Origin of the sequence: Defluviimonas salinarum (assembly GCF_026013545.1) — a bacterium.
Classification (GTDB): Bacteria; Pseudomonadota; Alphaproteobacteria; order Rhodobacterales; family Rhodobacteraceae; genus Albidovulum; species Albidovulum salinarum.
The window spans coordinates 1-17113 of sequence record NZ_JAPDOG010000031.1; the positions used below are offsets into that span (position 1 = coordinate 1).

Annotated in this window: 14 protein-coding genes; 7 read left to right on the top strand and 7 right to left on the bottom strand. The window is 67.9% G+C overall.

Translation table 11 applies throughout. The annotated features are described in order from the left end of the window. Both OM960_RS21400 and OM960_RS21405 read right to left on the bottom strand, forming a co-directional pair. Positions 1-467 (bottom strand): PLP-dependent aminotransferase family protein (locus OM960_RS21400; RefSeq protein ID WP_490372116.1); only part of this gene is annotated, 467 nt, incomplete at its 3' end. A gap of 131 nt (positions 468-598) precedes the next feature. Then, complete coding sequence (locus tag OM960_RS21405) at positions 599-2038, bottom strand: multicopper oxidase family protein (RefSeq protein ID WP_264773392.1); 1440 nt, start codon at positions 2036-2038, stop codon at positions 599-601. Positions 2039-2142: 104 nt separating this feature from the next. On the opposite strand from OM960_RS21405, the gene OM960_RS21410 reads away from it, so the two are divergent. Then, entirely contained in the window at positions 2143-2910 is a 768-nt protein-coding gene (locus OM960_RS21410) for an NAD kinase (RefSeq protein WP_263340223.1), read from the top strand. A gap of 4 nt (positions 2911-2914) precedes the next feature. Here OM960_RS21410 and OM960_RS21415 read toward each other — a convergent pair whose 3' ends face one another. The 4 genes from OM960_RS21415 to OM960_RS21430 all read right to left on the bottom strand — a co-directional run bounded on the left by OM960_RS21415 (position 2915) and on the right by OM960_RS21430 (position 10398). After that, the gene (locus OM960_RS21415; protein WP_263340226.1) at positions 2915-4294 is read right to left on the bottom strand and encodes a sigma-54-dependent transcriptional regulator; all 1380 of its coding nucleotides are present in this window, start codon (positions 4292-4294) and stop codon (positions 2915-2917) included. Then, positions 4291-5733: a response regulator gene (locus OM960_RS21420; protein ID WP_264773393.1), complete on the bottom strand. Its 1443-nt coding sequence runs from the start codon at positions 5731-5733 to the stop codon at positions 4291-4293. Before OM960_RS21420 ends, OM960_RS21415 begins: the two co-directional genes overlap by 4 nt. Before the next feature lie 245 nt (positions 5734-5978). Continuing rightward, positions 5979-7877, bottom strand: a complete 1899-nt coding sequence (gene prpE, locus OM960_RS21425) for a propionate-CoA ligase PrpE (protein ID WP_263340232.1) — start codon at positions 7875-7877, stop codon at positions 5979-5981. Between the two features lie 241 nt (positions 7878-8118). Beyond that, positions 8119-10398 carry an NADP-dependent malic enzyme gene (locus OM960_RS21430; RefSeq protein ID WP_263340234.1) on the bottom strand — a complete coding sequence of 760 codons (2280 nt, stop codon included), beginning with the start codon at positions 10396-10398 and terminating at the stop codon, positions 8119-8121. Positions 10399-10584: 186 nt separating this feature from the next. Here OM960_RS21430 and OM960_RS21435 point away from each other — a divergent pair, with 186 nt between their 5' ends. From OM960_RS21435 to OM960_RS21460, 6 genes are all read left to right on the top strand, one after another. Further along, positions 10585-11016: a cytidine deaminase gene (locus tag OM960_RS21435; protein WP_263340291.1), complete on the top strand. Its 432-nt coding sequence runs from the start codon at positions 10585-10587 to the stop codon at positions 11014-11016. 1 nt (position 11017) lies between these two features. Next, positions 11018-12325 (top strand): thymidine phosphorylase, encoded by a 1308-nt coding sequence (locus OM960_RS21440; RefSeq protein WP_264773394.1) that lies wholly within the window; start codon positions 11018-11020, stop codon positions 12323-12325. Next, positions 12325-13533: a phosphopentomutase gene (locus OM960_RS21445; protein WP_264773395.1), complete on the top strand. Its 1209-nt coding sequence runs from the start codon at positions 12325-12327 to the stop codon at positions 13531-13533. Before OM960_RS21440 ends, OM960_RS21445 begins: the two co-directional genes overlap by 1 nt. 88 nt (positions 13534-13621) lie before the next feature. After that, positions 13622-14611 (top strand): adenosine deaminase, encoded by a 990-nt coding sequence (locus tag OM960_RS21450; RefSeq protein WP_264773396.1) that lies wholly within the window; start codon positions 13622-13624, stop codon positions 14609-14611. Beyond that, entirely contained in the window at positions 14604-15236 is a 633-nt protein-coding gene (upp, locus tag OM960_RS21455) for a uracil phosphoribosyltransferase (RefSeq protein WP_263340245.1), read from the top strand. The genes OM960_RS21450 and upp overlap by 8 nt, the downstream gene beginning before the upstream one ends. A gap of 86 nt (positions 15237-15322) precedes the next feature. Then, the gene (locus OM960_RS21460) at positions 15323-16036 is read left to right on the top strand and encodes an SPOR domain-containing protein (RefSeq protein WP_264773397.1); all 714 of its coding nucleotides are present in this window, start codon (positions 15323-15325) and stop codon (positions 16034-16036) included. On the opposite strand, the gene OM960_RS21465 is transcribed toward OM960_RS21460, so the two are convergent. After that, positions 16033-17052 carry a hypothetical protein gene (locus OM960_RS21465; RefSeq protein WP_264773399.1) on the bottom strand — a complete coding sequence of 340 codons (1020 nt, stop codon included), beginning with the start codon at positions 17050-17052 and terminating at the stop codon, positions 16033-16035. The genes OM960_RS21460 and OM960_RS21465 overlap by 4 nt on opposite strands. Between the last annotated feature and the right edge of the window lie 61 nt (positions 17053-17113).

Consider the following 17113-nt stretch of genomic DNA (forward strand, 5'->3'; position numbering starts at 1 on the left):
GCGCGCACGCCGTAGGAGACGACGTTGAACCACTTGCCCGACATGTTGACCGGCGAGCCGTGGGTGAGGTGGCCGCCCGAGTTGAGGTCGAGCCCCATGAAGGTGTCTCCGGGCTTCAGGAGCGCCAGGAACACCGCCTGGTTCATCTGGCTTCCCGAGTTCGGCTGGACGTTGGCGTAGTTGCAGTTGAAGAGCGCCTTGGCGCGCTCGATCGCCAGCGTCTCGGCGACGTCGACATACTGGCAGCCGCCGTAGTAGCGCTTGCCCGGATAGCCCTCGGCATACTTGTTGGTCAGCACCGAGCCCTGCGCTTCGAGCACGGCGAGCGAGACGATGTTCTCCGAGGCGATCAGCTCGATCTCGTCGCGCTGACGGCCAAGCTCGTCGCGGATCGAGCCGAAAAGCTCGGGATCGCGGGAGGAAAGCGGTTCAGTGAAAAATCCGGTGTCGCGGATTGCGGTGTCCATAAGCGTCTCCTGAGGCCAGCGGGATGGCGGGGTTGTAGCGGAGGAAGTGGGAGGTCGGAAGCGCGGAATCCGACCTGTTTTGATACGCAGGCGAAACGAATTCCACTATAGGAAACTTTTCGCCCGCCGCGTCAGACCACGGTGAACTGGCCCATCATGCCGGCATCCTCGTGTTCGAGGATGTGGCAGTGGTACATGTAGGGAAGCTCGGGATCGGCGTAGTCCTGGAACGACATCCCGAGCGCGACGGTTTCCTCCGGCCGGATCAGCACGGTGTCCTTCAGCCCCGCCTCATGCGCCGCCGGCGGCTGGCCGTTGCGGGAGAGGATTCGGAACTGGACGTCGTGAATATGGATCGGATGCAGCATCGGCGTCCGGTTCGTCCAGGTCCAGGTCTCGGTTGCGCCGAGCGGCACGGAAAAGTCGATGCGCCCGTGGTCGTAGCGCCGCCCGTTGATGGTGAAATCGCCCATCATGCCCATGCCCGTCATCGCCAGCTCGAAGTCGCGCGCCGCACCGGTCGCCTTGGGCGGCGCCGGAAGCTCGGCGAGACGGTCGGGCAGGGGGGGCGCCGCGCGGGCCCTGCGCGGCCGGATCTCCAACACGTCATGCGTACCGGTGATGCCCATCATCGTAACTTCGGCGCCGAAGGTTTCGGCGCGAAGCATCACCGCCGCGCCGTCGGAGAGGTCGACAAGGTATTCGCCGCGCTCGCCGGGGCTGAGGATCGCGCCGCGCATGGCGACCGGCGCGGCGAGAAGCCCGCCATCCGAGGCGATCTGGTGGAAGGTCAGCTCGTCGGAGAAGCTGAGACCGTAGAAGCTGCCATTGGCGCCGTTGAGGATTCGGAGCCGGATCAGCGGCGCGTCGAGTTCGAGCACCGGGCCGACCTGGCCGTTCACCAGCATCACGTCACCCTGCATCCCGGCCATGCGGTCGTGCATGTTGAGTTCGTAGGGCATCTGGCCGTCGGCATCGAAGCGACGGTCCTGAAGGATCAGGGTGAAGTCGTCCTCGCCGTGGCTGCGAGGCAGGGGCAGCGCGTCCTCCTCGTCATCGGCGACCCGGATCACGCCTGCCATGCCGGCCCAGACATGCGCACCGGTCCTTTCATGCTGATGGCCGTGGAACCAGAAGGTTCCGGCCTTCTGGGCAAGGTTGAACTCCGGCTGCCAGACCGCGCCCGGCGCGATCGACTGATGCGGTCCGCCATCGGCGGCGGCGGGCAGGTGCAGCCCGTGCCAGTGCAGCGTCATCGGCTCGGCAAGGCCGTTGGCCACGTCCATGCGCAGCGTCTCGCCGGCGCGGGCCGCAAGGATCGGGCCGAGGAATGGGGCGTTGATGCCGATGGTGCGGGTCTCCACCCCGGCACGGAACTCGTGCGCGCCGGGCGCGACCGAGAGGTCGAAGACGCGCTTTCCGTCCAGCGCCTGGCCCTCGCTCAGGGGCGGCTGCACGAAGGGACGTCCCTCGGCGGCCCAGGCGGCGCGCGCGCGGATCAGGGACGGGGCGGCGAGGGCGGTCAGGCCGGCCAGCACGCTGCGACGGGAAAGCGGGGGACGGATCGGCATCGGGGCGACTTTCCTAAGGCGGCGCGGCGTGGCGCCGCCGGATGGGGTTGTCTTCGTGGTCCTGTCGGTGGATCAATGCACGAGGAACGCAAGCGGGGCCAGTGGTGTCGGAGCGGACGAAGATCACATTTCTGGCAAGCGAGGCCGAGGTCGCGCAGGCCGCGCTCGCCCGGCTCGCGGCGGCCTATGGGTCGACCCCGATCGAGAAGGCCGAGGTGATCGTCGCGCTCGGCGGCGACGGTTTCATGCTGCAGACGCTGCACGCGACCCAGGCGATGGACGTGCCGGTCTACGGCATGAATTGCGGCACGATCGGCTTTCTCATGAACGAATACGACGAGGAAGGGCTCACTGCCCGGCTCGCCGAGGCCGAGGAAGAGGTCATCAACCCCTTGGTCATGCGCGCCGTCGGCGTCGACGGCACCTTGCACGAGGCGCTTGCGATCAACGAGGTCTCGCTCTTGCGCGCCGGTCCACAGGCAGCGAAGCTCCGGATCACCATCGACGGCAAGGTCAGGATGGAGGAGCTGGTCTGCGACGGCGCGCTCGTCTGCACCCCGGCCGGATCGACCGCCTACAACTACTCCGCCCACGGGCCGATCCTGCCCATTGGCGCCGAGGTGCTGGCGCTGACCGCGATGGCCGCGTTCCGGCCCCGGCGCTGGCGTGGCGCGCTCCTGCCCAAGACCGCGAAGGTGCGTTTCGACGTGCTCGACGCCGCCAAGCGCCCGGTCATGGCCGATGCCGATGGCCGCTCGGCGCCTAACGTGGTCTCGGTCGAGGTCCGTTCGGAGCCGGCGATCCGCCACCGCATCCTCTTCGATCCCGGCCACGGGCTCGAGGAGCGGCTGACCCGCGAGCAGTTCGTCTGATCCGCTAGTCCGCGGCCTTCCAGGCCTCGATCTTGCGGTAGAGCGTCGAGGGCGAGACGTCGAGCACCCGCGCGGCTTTCGGAATCGAGCCGCCGTGGCGCGAGATCGTCTCCTCGATCACCATTCGCTCGACCTCGGCAAGGGTCCGCCCGATCAGCCCTTCGAGCGTGACATGCGGGCGCGGTGTCTCTGGCGTCTCGTCCTCGCGGTGTTCAAGCTCGTGATGCAGCTCGATCGGCAGCATCGCCCGGGTCACGGCCGGCCCGTCGTTCAGCACCACCGCGTGGCGCAAGACGTTCAGAAGCTGGCGGACATTGCCCGGCCAGTCGAGGCGCTGAAAGAGCGTGGCCACCTCGGGGTCGATGCCGTTGAACTTGCGGCCTTCCTCCTGCGCGAACCGGGTCAGCCCGGCCTCGGCGATCGCGACGACATCGGCGCCGCGCTCGCGAAGCGGCGGCATGTGGATCGGCACGACATGGAGCCGGTAGTACAGGTCCTCGCGGAACCGGCCGCGGCGAACCTCCTGCAGCGGATTGCGGTTGGTCGCGCAGATGATCCGGACATTGACCTTGCGCGCACGGGCGGCGCCGACCGGCTGGATCGTCGAGGTCTGAAGAAACCGCAGCAGCTTGGTCTGCAGGTTGAGGTCAAGCTCGCAGATCTCGTCGAGAAAGAGCGTGCCGCCATCGGCCGCCGCGGCCGCGCCCTGCTTGTCGGCGATTGCGCCGGTGAAGGAGCCCTTCACATGGCCGAAAACCTCCGATTCCAGGAGCTCCGGCGGGATCGCTCCGCAGTTCAGGGGGACGAAGGGACCGTGGGCGCGGTTCGAATGGTCATGCACCGCCTGCGCGCAGAGCTCCTTGCCGGTGCCGCTCTCGCCGGTGATGAAGACCGTGGCCATCGATCGCGCGACCGAGCGGATCTTGGCATAGACGCGCTGCATCGGCTCGGAGGTTCCGGTAAACTCGCCCGGCGGCGCGGTGACGGACCCGGAGGGCTTGGCGGCCGGTCCCGGCCCGGCATCGGCGAGGGCGTTTCCGATCGCGCTCAGGAACCTCTGCTCGTCGAAGGGCTTGACGAGGAAGTCATGCGCGCCCGCCCGCATCGCCGCGACCGCCTTGTTGATGGAGCCGTGCGCGGTGATCACGATGATCCGCGTGTCGGGCTTGATCGCGAGCAATTCGCTCAGGAGATCGAGGCCGTCCCGGTCGGGCAGCATCAGGTCGAGCAACACCACGGGCGGTTGCAGCGTCCGAAACAGCGCCAGGCCCGAGGCGGCGTCGTCGGCGCAGCGGACCGCGTGTCCGGCCGTCTTCAACACCGATTCGTAGACCAGTTGCAGCGACGGCGTGTCTTCGACAAGCAGCAGCGGCCGGCGTGTCATGCAGTGTCGCCCATTCGTGTCCGCTCCTGCGAGACGAAACGGATGAGCCAGTCGAGCTGGGTAAGCGCGTCGTGGCCGAGTGTCGACAGGTCGATCGCTTCGCGCCGATGCGCGGTCGTGTTCAGTACCTGCGCGAGGGCCTGAAGCCGTGCGGCGCCGACGGCGCCCGCGAGCGCGATCAGCACATGCGTCTCGGCCCGGATCGCGGCGCGGTCGCCATCGGCGAGGGCCGCCACGAGTCCGCGCTCGGTCTTGCGCAGATCGGCGTTCAACCGTTCCATCAGCTCGCACGACGCCGCCGGGCCGGCGATGTCGATGAGCCGGTCGAAGCATTCGCGGTCGAACTCGGCGGTCTCCTCTGTCGCGAGGAACTGCTCCTGCGGTTCCGCGGTGCGGCCGAGCACCTGGGCGATCGTCTGGCCGAACGTATCGATCCCGGCAAGCGGCTTGGCGAGGATCGCGTCAGCGCCCGCGGCATAGATCGCGTCGCGGTTGGCACGCAGCACATAGGCGGTGACCGCGATGATCGGCATGTCCGAATGGATGCGGCCATTGGCACGCAGGGTCCGCATCACCTCGATCCCGCCGAGCCGGGGCATTTCGATGTCGATCAGCGCGAGATCGAAATCCTCGCGCTCGAGCCAGTGCAGCGCCTCGACGCCGTCGTGGGCGATCTCGAACTCGGCGCCCATCTTCGACAGCATGTGGGCGATGATCGTCTGGTTGGTGGGGTTGTCTTCTGCGACCAGTACCTTGGTGCGGCTCAGATCGGGCAGTTCCGCCATCGCTTCCGTTGCGGCAATGGTCCAAGTGTCGGGCGGCAGTTCCAGCGTGACGAGCGCCCCCCCGTCGGGACGGTTCTCGACGGCGATCCTGCCCCCGAGCCGGCCGGTCATGTGCTTGGAGATGTGCATGCCGAGCCCGTGGCCCGGCTTCGCGGTCCCGTCGGGCCGGCCCTCGTACTCGAACAGCCGGGTCAGCGCCGCATCGGAGAAGCCCGGCCCCTGATCCGCAACCGACAGAAGCAGCGCACCGGACGGCGCCATCCGCACGTCAAGGCTGACGGTGCCGTCGTCGGTGTACTTCATCGCGTTCGACAGAAGGTTCGACAGCACCCGCTCGAGCGCGATCCGGTCGAGCGTCAGCACATGCGGCACATCCTCGGCGCGGGTGACACGGAACTCGAGCCCCTTCTCGCTGGCGCGGCCGGACCAGCGCATCTCGATATCGTAGAGAAAGCGGGCGATCTGCAGGTTGGCGGGGTGGGTGGCGGCGAAATCGTCCTCGCCGAGCACCATCGCCAAACCTTCCTCGAGCAGGCGGGCGAGGGTCTCGCTTGAGGCGCGCACCCGCTCAAGTTGCAGGCGCGTCGCGTCGGTCAGGCTGTCGTGATCGACCAGGCGCAGGCCGCCGATAATGTCAGATACGGCCGCGCGCAAGTCGTGCCCCAAAAGGGTCATACGGCCGGGATCGCTCGCCTCATTAGTTGACGTAACGGAAACCGGATCGCTGTCGTGCATCGCGCGGCCTCGCCCGCCCCTGGATTGGCGGAAAATGGATTGATACAAGTAACGGTTGCATGTTGGAATGTTTGTACGCGATGAAAACTCGTGCGCCAACCTGTCTGAAACGTCAGGTAAACGGCCGCGTCCGGAAGGTCCGGACGCGGCAGGTTTTCCAAGCCTCAGCCTCGGTCTGCCGGATAGCCGAGCCCGCCGAGCGCCACGGTGATCTCGTCGAGGATCGCCGGATCGTCGATGGTCGCGGGCATCTTGTAGTCCTCGCCATCGGCGATCTTGACCATCGTGCCACGCAGGATCTTGCCCGAGCGGGTCTTCGGCAGCCGGTCGACGACGGTGGCGAGCTTGAAGGCCGCGACCGGGCCGATCTGGTCACGCACGAGCTTCACGCATTCCTTGACGACATCGGCATGGTCGCGCTTGGAACCCTTGTTGAGGCAGAGGAAGCCCACCGGCATCTGGCCCTTGAGCTGGTCGGCGACCCCGATCACCGCGCATTCGGCGACATCGGGATGGGAGGCCAGCACCTCCTCCATCGCGCCGGTCGAGAGCCGGTGGCCCGCGACGTTGATGACGTCATCGGTGCGCGCCATGATGTAGAGATAGCCGTCCTCGTCGACATAACCGGCGTCGCCGGTCTCGTAATAGCCCGGGAAGTGGTTGAGGTATGACTTGCGGAACCGCTCCTCGGCGTTCCACAGCGTCGGCAGCGTGCCCGGCGGCAGCGGCAGCTTGACCGCGATCGCGCCGAGCGTGCCCGGCTTCACCGGGTGGCCGCCCTCGTCGAGCACCTGCACGTCGTAGCCCGGCATCGCCACCGAGGGGGAGCCGATCTTGACCGGCAGTTCCTCGATGCCGATCGGATTGGCGGCGATGGCCCAGCCGGTCTCGGTCTGCCACCAGTGGTCGATGACCGGCACCTTGAGATGGGTCTGCGCCCAGGTGATGGTGTCGGGATCGGCGCGCTCGCCGGCGAGGAACAGCGCCTGCATCGACGAGATGTCGTACTTCTTGATGAACTCGCCCTCGCGGTCGTCGCGCTTGATGGCGCGGAGCGCGGTTGGCGCGGTGAAGAAGCTCTTGACCTTGTGGTCCTCGATGACGCGCCAGAAGGTGCCGGCATCGGGGGTGCCCACCGGCTTGCCCTCGAAGACGATGGTCGTCGCGCCGGCGATCAGCGGCGCGTAGCAGATGTAGCTGTGGCCCACGACCCAGCCCACGTCCGAGGCCGCCCAGAACACGTCGCCCGCCTCGACGTTGTAGATGTTCTTCATCGTCCAGTTGAGCGCGACGAGATGGCCCGCGGTGGCGCGGACGACGCCCTTCGGCGCGCCGGTCGTGCCGGAGGTGTAGAGGATATAGGCCGGATGGTTGCCCTCGACCGCTACGCAGTCGGCCGGCTCGACCCCCGCCTGGGCCTCGTGCCAGTCGAAGTCGCGGCCGGGGACCAGCTTTGCGGTCTCCTGCTCACGCTGGAAGATCAGCGTGAAGTCGGGCTTGTGCTTGGCTTGCTCGATCGCGGCGTCGACGAGGGGCTTGTAATGCACGACGCGGCCCGGCTCCAACCCGCAGGAGGCGGCGATGATCGCCTTCGGCTTGGCGTCGTCGATGCGCACCGCGAGCTCGTGCGCGGCGAAGCCGCCGAACACGACCGAATGGATCGCACCGAGACGGGCACACGCGAGCATGGCCTCGAGCGCCTCGGGCACCATCGGCATGTAGATGATCACGCGATCGCCCTTTGCCACGCCCTTGGCCTTCAGCGCGCCGGCGAGGCCCGCCACGCGGTCCTTCAGCTCGGCGTAGGTGATCTCGCGCGCCGAATGGGTGATCGGGCTGTCATGGATGATCGCCACCTGGTTGCCGCGTCCGGCCGCGACATGGCGGTCGACCGCGTTCCAGCAGGTGTTGACCTCGGCATCCGTGAACCATTCGTAGAGCGGTGCCTTTTCGGCGAAGAGCGCTTTCGATGGGGCTTTGACCCAGTCGATCGCCCCGGCCGCCTGCATCCAGAAGCCTTCCGGGTCCGCCTTCCAGCCAGAATAGATCTCGGAATATCCCATTGTCGTGCCTCCTCCAAAGCCTGAGGCAAGTTATGCGGGGCTGTCCGCGCCACGCAATGGTGTTACCGGTCACAAGCGGGGCGGGACGCAAAAAATTTGCAGAAAGTTGATGGTGCGGTCCGCAAATTTTTGCAAACCTTCCTGAATTACGCGTCTTGGAGCTAATTAGATCGGGGTTTGCAAATTTCTTCGGCGGGCCGCTGAAAACTCGGCCGCACCGATTCTTTTCTGTCCCGGCGGGTCAGCTGTAGTAGGCGACCGGGGTTCCCGCGATGGCCGAGACGTTCAGGAGCCCGCGCGCGGTGATCGAGGGCGTGACGATGTGCGCCTTGTTGCCCATGCCCATCAGGATCGGCCCCACCTCGAGCCCGTTCGCGCGCATCTTGAGCATGTTGCGCGCGGTGTTGGCGGCGTCCGTATAGGCGAAGACGAGGATGTTGGCCGGGCCCTCGATCCGGCTGCCGGGGAAGATCCGTTCGCGCAACTCGGGGTCGAGCGCCGCATCGGCTGACATCTCGCCCTCATAGGCGAAATCGACGCCCTTCGCGTCGAGGATCTCCATCGCCGCGCGCATCCGCCGGCCCGAGTCGGTGTCGAGATTGCCGAAGTTGGAATGCGAGCAGAGCGCGACCTTCGGCGTGACGCCGAAGCGGCGGGCATGGCGCGCCGCGCCGCAGATCGTGGTGGCGATCTCCTGCGGGGTCGGCACCGCGTTGACATGGGTGTCGGCGATGAAGAGCGGCCCGTCCTCCTGGATCATCAGGCTCAGTGCGCCGTGCGGCGTGAGCCCGTCGCGCCCCAGGACCTGGCGGATGTAGTTCAGGTGCCATAGATACTGGCCGAAGGTGCCGCAGATCATGCTGTCGGCATCGCCCCGGTGGACCGCGATCGCCGCGATCGCGGTGGTGTTGGTGCGCATGATCGCGCGGGCGAGATCCGGCGTGACTCCCTGGCGTGCCATCAGATCGTGGTAGCTGGCCCAGTAGTCGCGGTAACGCGGATCGTTTTCCGGGTTGACCAGTTCGAAATCACTACCGGGCCGGATCGGCAGGCCGGCGCGTTCGCAGCGCCGCTCGATAACCTCCGGTCGCCCGATCAGGATCGGCCGGTCGGTCATCTCCTCCAGCATCGCGTTGGCGGCGCGCAGGACGCGCTCGTCCTCGCCCTCGGCGAAGACGATGCGGCGGCTCGCGGAGCGGGCGGCCTCGAACACCGGGCGCATGATCAGCGCGGATTTGAAGACCGACCCTTGGAGCTTTTGCTTGTAGGCCTCGAGATCGTCGATCGGGCGGGTGGCGACGCCGGTCTCCATCGCCGCCGCCGCCACGGCCGAGGCGACCGTGCCGATGAGCCGCGGATCGAAGGGTTTCGGGATCAGGTAATCCGCCCCGAAGGTCAGCTTCTCGCCGCGATAGGCGGCTGCGGCCTCGGCGCTCGTCGTCGCGCGGGCAAGTGCTGCGATGCCATCGATGCAGGCCAGCTGCATCGCGTCGTTGATCTCGGTCGCGCCGACGTCGAGCGCGCCGCGGAAGATGAACGGGAAGCAGAGGACGTTGTTGACCTGGTTGGGGAAGTCCGAGCGCCCGGTGGCGATGATCGCATCCGGTGCGACCGAGCGGACCTCGTCGGGCAGGATCTCGGGCGTCGGGTTGGCAAGCGCGAAGACGATCGGCCGCGCGGCCATTTTCCCGACCATCTCCGGCTTCAGCACGCCCGGCCCGGAGAGGCCGAGGAAGAGATCCGCCCCCTCGATCACCTCGTCGAGCGTCGCGGGCGTCTTGCCCTGCGCATAGGCGGCCTTCTGCGGCGTCATCTGCGCCTCGCGCCCCTCGTAGACGAGCCCTTCAAGATCGCAAAGCCAGACGTTCTCGCGGCGGACGCCGAGCTTCAGCAGCATGTCGAGGCAGGCGATCCCGGCCGCGCCGCCGCCGGTGGAGACCACCTTGATCTTGTCGAACGCCTTGCCCGCGACGTGGAGGGCGTTCGTTGCTGCCGCGCCGACGACGATCGCGGTGCCGTGCTGGTCGTCGTGGAACACCGGGATATTCATCCGCTCGCGGCAGATCTTCTCGACGATGAAGCAGTCGGGCGCCTTGATGTCCTCAAGGTTGATCGCGCCGAAGGTCGGCTCCAGCGCGCAGACGATCTCGGCGAGCTTGACCGGGTCGGGCTCGTTCAGTTCGATGTCGAAACAGTCGATCGAGGCGAATTTCTTGAAGAGGACCGCCTTGCCCTCCATCACCGGCTTCGAGGCCATCGCGCCAATGTTGCCGAGGCCGAGGACGGCGGTGCCGTTCGTCACCACCGCGACGAGGTTGCCGCGTGCGGTGTAGCGCGAGGCGGTAGCGGGATCGGCCTTGATTTCGAGGCAGGCCTCGGCGACGCCGGGCGAGTAGGCGCGGGAAAGGTCGCGGCCGTTGGCCATCGGCTTCGTTGCCCGGATCTCGAGCTTTCCGGGCTTGGGGAATTCGTGGTATTCGAGCGCGGCCTGCCGCGCGTTTTCCTGCCGGGCGTCGTCCATGCCTCATCCTCCCCGTGAAAACTCGTTTAGCATTAAACTATATTGCGGCGTCGCGAAAGTCCCTTTGCACAGCCGAGGCGCCGGTTTGCTGATCGTCATATCACGCCCGGAGCTCCGGGCACGCGGAAATTCGCAAGGCGCCAGGTTTCGCCGTCGAAACGGCCGAGCGACCTTGCATCGGCGCGGCTGCGGACGCAGTCTCGGAGCGGTAACAAGGAGGGTGTGATGTCGCTCACGGATGCTGCGCGCGCGGTCAGGGAAAACGCCTATGCGCCCTATTCCCATTTCAAGGTCGGCGCGGCGGTACGCGGCCGCTCCGGCCGGGTCTATGCCGGCTGCAACGTCGAGAACGTGGCCTCCCCCGAAGGTACCTGCGCCGAGGCAGGTGCGATCGCGGCGATGGTCGCGGCCGGCGAGACCGAGTTGACCGAGGTCGCCGTCGTTGCCGACAGCCCTTTGCCGATCTCGCCCTGCGGCGGTTGCCGCCAGAAGCTGGCCGAGTTCGGCCGCCACGACGTCGCCGTGACGCTCTCGACGCTGGACGGCAAGATCATGGAGACCACGATCGGCGACCTCCTGCCCGGCCGCTTCGGGGTCGAGCACATGGGCCGCGGCTGAGATGGATGCACGCTCGATCATCGCGGGCGTCCGGAATCGACGGGGGCTGGAGGACGAAGCCGCGACCTGGTTCGCGGACGGGCTCGCCTCGGGCGAGGTGACCGACGCGCAGGCCGGCGCCTTCGCGATGGCGGTGCTCCTGAACGGGCTTGGCGCGGACGGCCGGGTCGCGCTCACGCGGGCGATGCGCGACAGCGGACGGGTGCTCGAGTGGAAGCTGCCGGGGCCGGTGGTCGACAAGCATTCGACCGGCGGGATTGGTGACTGCACCTCGCTCCTCATCGCCCCGGCGCTCGCGGCCTGCGGCGCCTGCGTGCCGATGATCTCAGGGCGCGGCCTCGGCCACACGGGCGGTACGCTCGACAAGCTTGAGGCGATCCCCGGCTACCGCTGTGACGTCTCGGTGGAAGAACTGCACCGGCTCGTGGCCGAGATCGGTTGCGCCATCGTCAGCGCCTCCGCCGATATCGCGCCGGCCGACCGGAGGCTCTATGCGATCCGCGACGTGACCGGCACGGTGGAGTCGATCGACCTGATCACCGCCTCGATCCTCTCGAAGAAGCTCGCCGCCGGGCTCGAGGCGCTGATCCTCGACGTCAAGGTCGGCTCCGGTGCCTTCATGAAGACGCTGCCGGAGGCAGAGGCGTTGGCGCAGTCGCTGGTCTCGACCGCGAACGGCGCGGGCTGCATGACGGTGGCGCTGATCACCGACATGGACCAGCCGCTAGCGGCCTCGGCCGGCAACGCACTTGAGGTGATCGAGGTGATGGAGACGCTGACCGGGGTCGAGGTCAACCAGGCCCTGTGGGACGTGACCGTGGCGCTTGGCGGCGAGGCGCTGGCGCTTGCCGGGCTCGCAGACAACGCGGGCGAGGGGGCGGACCAGATCGAGGAGGCGCTGGAATCGGGCCGCGCGGCCGAGACCTTCGGGCGCATGGTCGCGGCGCTCGGCGGGCCGTCGGATTTCGTCGAGCGCTATCCCGACCGGTTGCCGGCCGCGCCGGTGGTCGTGGATTTCGTGACCCCGCGCGACGGGTTCGTCGCCCATATCGACGGCGAGATGCTCGGCCAGGCGGTGGTTCATCTCGGCGGCGGGCGGCTCCGGGACGGCGACCGGATCAACCCCTCGGTCGGCTTGTCGCAGATCATGGGGGTCGGCGAGCCGGTCGAGAAGGGCGAGGCGCTGGTCCGGATCCACGCCGCCACGCCTGCCGCCGCCGAGGCGGCGGTGGCGTCGGTGAGAGCGGCGATCCGGATCGAGGACGACGAGCCGGACGAGCCGGTGCTGATCCACAAGAGGATCGGCTGATGGCGCGCGCGTTCCTGATCGTGATGGACAGCGTCGGCGCTGGCGGCGCGCCGGATGCCGGCGCCTTCTTCAACGGCGACCGTCCCGATACAGGTGCCAATACGCTCGGCCATATCGCCGAAGCCTGCGCGGCGGGCAAAGCGGAGGAGGGGCGGTCCGGCCCCCTGCGGATGCCCCATCTCGAAGCGCTCGGGCTCGGCGCGGCGGTGCGGCTTGCGTCCGGCGCGGCGATGAAGGGGTTCGATGCCGAGCCTGAGGGCCTCTGGGGCGCGGCGACCGAGGTTTCGAAGGGCAAGGACACACCCTCGGGTCACTGGGAACTGGCCGGCGTGCCGGTGCCCTGGGACTGGCACTATTTCCCCGACTCCGAGCCCGCCTTTCCGGCTGACCTGATGGAAAAGGTCGCGCGGCTTGCCGGGATCGGGGGGACGCTTGGCAATTGCCATGCCTCGGGGATTCCGATCATCGAGGCCCATTGCGAGGAGCATCTGCGGACCGGCTGGCCGATCTGCTATACCTCGGCCGACAGCGTGTTCCAGATCGCCGCGCATGAGGAGGCGTTCGGGCTCGACCGGCTTTTGAAGCTCTGCGAGGAGCTTGCGCCGACGCTGCATGCGATGAAGGTCGGCCGCGTCATCGCGCGGCCCTTCACCGGCGAATGCGGCAACTTCCGCCGCACCGCGAACCGCCACGACTATGCGATCGCGCCGCCGTCGCCGACGCTCTGCGACTGGGTGCAGGAAGCCGGCGGCAAGGTCCATGCGATCGGAAAGATCGGCGACATCTTCTCGCGCCGGGGCATTGACGATGTGAAGAAGGGTCCGGACGCTGTACTTTTCGAACATTTACTCGCTACTACCGATACATCTGAGCCCGGCTCCTTGACCTTTGCGAACTTTGTCGAGTTCGACACGCTTTTTGGCCACCAGCGCGACGTGTCGGGCTATGCGCGCGCGCTCGAATGGTTCGACGGGCAGGTCGGCCTGTTCCTCGCGAAGCTCCGGCCCGGCGATCTCGCCGTCTTCACCGCCGATCACGGCAACGATCCGACCTGGAGCGGCACCGATCACACCCGCGAACGGGTGCCGGTCGTCGCGTATGGAGCGGGGGCTCGCGGCTTAGGCCATGTCGGCTTCACCGATGTCGGGGCCTCGATCGCGGCCCATCTCGGGGTGCCGTCGCAGGGGCCGGGAAGGAGCTTCCTGTGAGACCGTTTGGCTTTGAACGTCCCGTCGTCCCGGCGTGCAGCGCGCGTACAGCCGCCGTACAGACGTCTTACCGAAACGGGGCGCGCGTATGAGTGGCCTGCTGCCCAAGGTCGAACTGCACCTGCATCTCGAAGGCGCCGCCCCGCCCGGCTTTATCCGCGGCCTCGCCGCCGAGAAGAAGGTCGATATCGCGCGCATCTTCGACGAACGCGGCAACTATGCCTATGACGACTTCTGGCACTTCCTGAAGGTCTACGAGGCGGCAACCGAGCCCCTGAAGACGCCGGAGGATTACCACCGGCTGACGCTCGCGGTGCTCGAGGAAAGCGCGGCGGCGGGCGTGATCTATTCGGAAACCTTCCTCAGCCCCGACTTCTGCGGCGGCCGCGATCTCTCGGCCTGGCGGGAATTCCTCCACGCGATCCGCGAAGCTGCGGACCTCGCGGAACGGCGTGACGGGATCGTGCTCAGGGGCATCGTCACGCCGATCCGGCATCTCGGCCCGGAGAAGGCCAAGGAGGTGGCTCTCTGCGCCGCCGAGACGGCGGGCGACTGGGTTGTCGGCTTCGGGCTAGCCGGTGACGAAAAATCAGGCAAACCCAAGGACTTCTCTTGGGCTTTTGATGCGGCGCGCGAAGCCGGTTTGCGGCTTACCGCCCATGCCGGCGAATGGGGCGGGCCGGAGAGCGTCCGAGACGCGCTGCGTGACTTGCGGGTGGAGCGGATCGGCCACGGCGTCCGCGCCATCGAGGATCTGGCGCTCGTCGACGAGCTGGCCGAGCGGGGCATCGTGCTCGAGGTCTGCCCGGGGTCGAACATCGCGCTCGGTCTCTATCAGGACTGGCGGTCCCATCCGATCCACGAGTTGCGCGAGCGGGGCGTCAAGGTGACGGTCTCGACCGATGACCCGCCCTTTTTCCACACCACGATGGCGCGCGAATACGACCGTCTGGCCACGGCTTTCGACTGGGACGAGGGCGTCTTCGACGAGATCGCGAAAACCTCGGCCAAGGCCGCGTTCTGCGATGAGAAAACGCGCGAAAACATACTGAAGAAACTGGAGAAAGCGCATGCTTGAGCATCTGACCGTCGTCACCCATCCGCTCGTCCAGCACAAGCTGACGATCATGCGCGAAAAGGAGACCTCGACCAATTCCTTCCGCCGGCTCCTGCGCGAGATCAGCCAGCTCCTGGCCTACGAGATCACCCGCGAGATGGAGATGGGGACGAAGCGGATCGAGACGCCGCTCTGCGCGATGGACGCGCCGGTGATCACCGGCAAGAAGCTCGCGCTGATCTCGATCCTCAGGGCCGGGAACGGACTTCTCGACGGGGTGCTTGAGCTCATCCCGGCAGCGCGGGTGGGGTTCGTCGGGCTTTACCGCGACGAGAAGACGCTGCAGCCGGTGCAGTATTACTACAAGGTGCCGGCCGAGCTGGAGGACCGGCTGGTGATCGTGCTCGACCCGATGCTCGCGACCGGCAATTCCTCGGCGGCGGCGGTGGATCTGTTGAAGAAATCGGGGGCGAACAATATCCGTTTCATGTGTCTTCTGGCGGCACCCGAGGGCATCGCCCGGATGAAGGAGGCGCATCCGGATGTGCCGATCGTGACGGCGGCGGTGGATGAGCGGCTGAACGAACACGGCTATATCGTGCCCGGGCTAGGGGATGCGGGAGACCGCATGTTCGGCACCAGATAGGGCTTTCTCCTTTACGTTTCCGGTGGCCTTTGGCATCCTGCCGGGACCAAGAACCGAGGCGGGCAATGCAGGTAAAAAGGCAGGTCTTGGCGACCGCTCTTGTGACGTTCTTCACGGCGGGCGGCGCCATTGCGCAATCGGGCACGGAGCCGTACGCTCCGTCGGAGGAGCCGCCGGCGGGCTTTGAAGGGCACCGCTACGTCGACACGGCGGGCTGCGTCTTCCTGCGGGAAGACGCCGGCGGGACGGTGGCATGGAAGCCCCGGCTCGCGCGCGACCGCACGCCGATCTGCGGCGATGAGCCGACCTTTCCCGATGGTCCCCCGGCGGAGCTGCTGACGGCGAAAACGCCTGAGGCCGTGGCGCCCGAGATCGAGGCGCCGGAGGCCGAGACGCCCGAGCCGCAGGTTGCCGAGCCGCAGGTTGCCGAGCCGGCTGAGGCCCCGCCGCCCGCTGTGGCGGAGCCGGTCGAGCCGGAACCGGCCGCCGTCGCCGAGCCGGAACCGGCCGCTGTCGCAGAGCCGGAGGTCCGGGTTGGGGAGGTCGCATCGCTCTCGCGCGCGGAGGCGGCGGGCGGACGCTACATTCAGGTGGGCGCCTTCGTCGGAATGCCGCGGGTCGATCGCGCGGCGGCCAAGCTTTTCGAGCTCGGCTTTGGTGCGGCCGTGGTCGAGGAGCGCGCGAGGGGACGGAAGATAAATACCGTGCTTGCCGGGCCGTTCGATGACCCCGGCGCGCTGGCCGCTGCGCTGCAAGCGGTGCGCAGGGCGGGTTTCAGCGACGCCTTCCCGCGCCCCTAGTTGGCGCAGATTCCCTGAAGCGCGACCCAGTCGCTGTCCGACAGGATCGGGCCGGGCGGGGCGATCTTGCGGAACGGATCGGCCTCGATGAGGCCGAGCACGCTCTCGCCGCTCGGGTCGAGCATGTAGGCATAGGGCGTGGCGGGCAGGCCCGCCGCCGCGAAGCGCTTCAGGAGCCCCTGGTCCGTGACCGGCGCGGGCACGCGGGCCAGCAGGCGTTCGCCGTAGCCCGCGAGCGCGCCCGCGGGCAGGTCGCCCGTGGTGAGCAGCGCCAGCGTCGCCCGCAGCCCGGCGTGGTCAAGAAGGTCGATCATCGGGTCGTCGGCGAGGAGGCGCTGGCTTTCCGCGAGAATCGCGCCGGCGGCGGGTTCGGGTGTGTCCTGCGCCTCGATCAGCGGCCGGGCTATGAGAATCAGGCCGCCGGGCAGGTGCGCCGCGCGGCCGAGCGCGTCGGGCACGACGATCACGTCGCCCGAGGCGCCGACGAGGTGGTTGCGCAGCCGCTGGAGCGCGGCGCGCCCCTCGGGCGCGGCGCAGGCCGGGCCGGTGAGCCGCGTGAGGTCGGCGAGAGCCGCGCGGCCGATCTCCTGGCGCTTGGAAAAGGGGAGCGCCTCGGCGGTGTGGCGAATCAGCGCCTGCGGCATCCAGGCGAGGCCGAGCGCGAGGACCGCGACGAGGAGCGCGCCAAGGAGGATGCCGCGAAGTCTTCCGGGATGCGGGCGGCGCGCCGCGATCAGGCGGTGGACCTTGGAGATCGCGGCGATCATCGCCTCGTCATCGATCTCGAGCTCTTCTCCGGCGTCGGGGCCGGGGCTGTAGATCGCGGGGCGGCGGCCTGGATTGCGGCGGTGGGTGGCGGGCAGCGACCAGTGGGTGAGCGCGCGGGCGCTGCGGGTCTCGGAGATCACCAGCGTCGCGTCGCCGAAGGACACGATGACCTCGCGCCTTTGCCCGTCGGCGGCGTCGCGCCACAGGCCGGTGCATTCCAGCCGCTGATATTCCTTGAGCGCCGTCATGGGCGGGGCGGGCCTGCTCGCTGCCTCGTTCGGGGCGAGGATAACCGATCGGCGGGGGGCG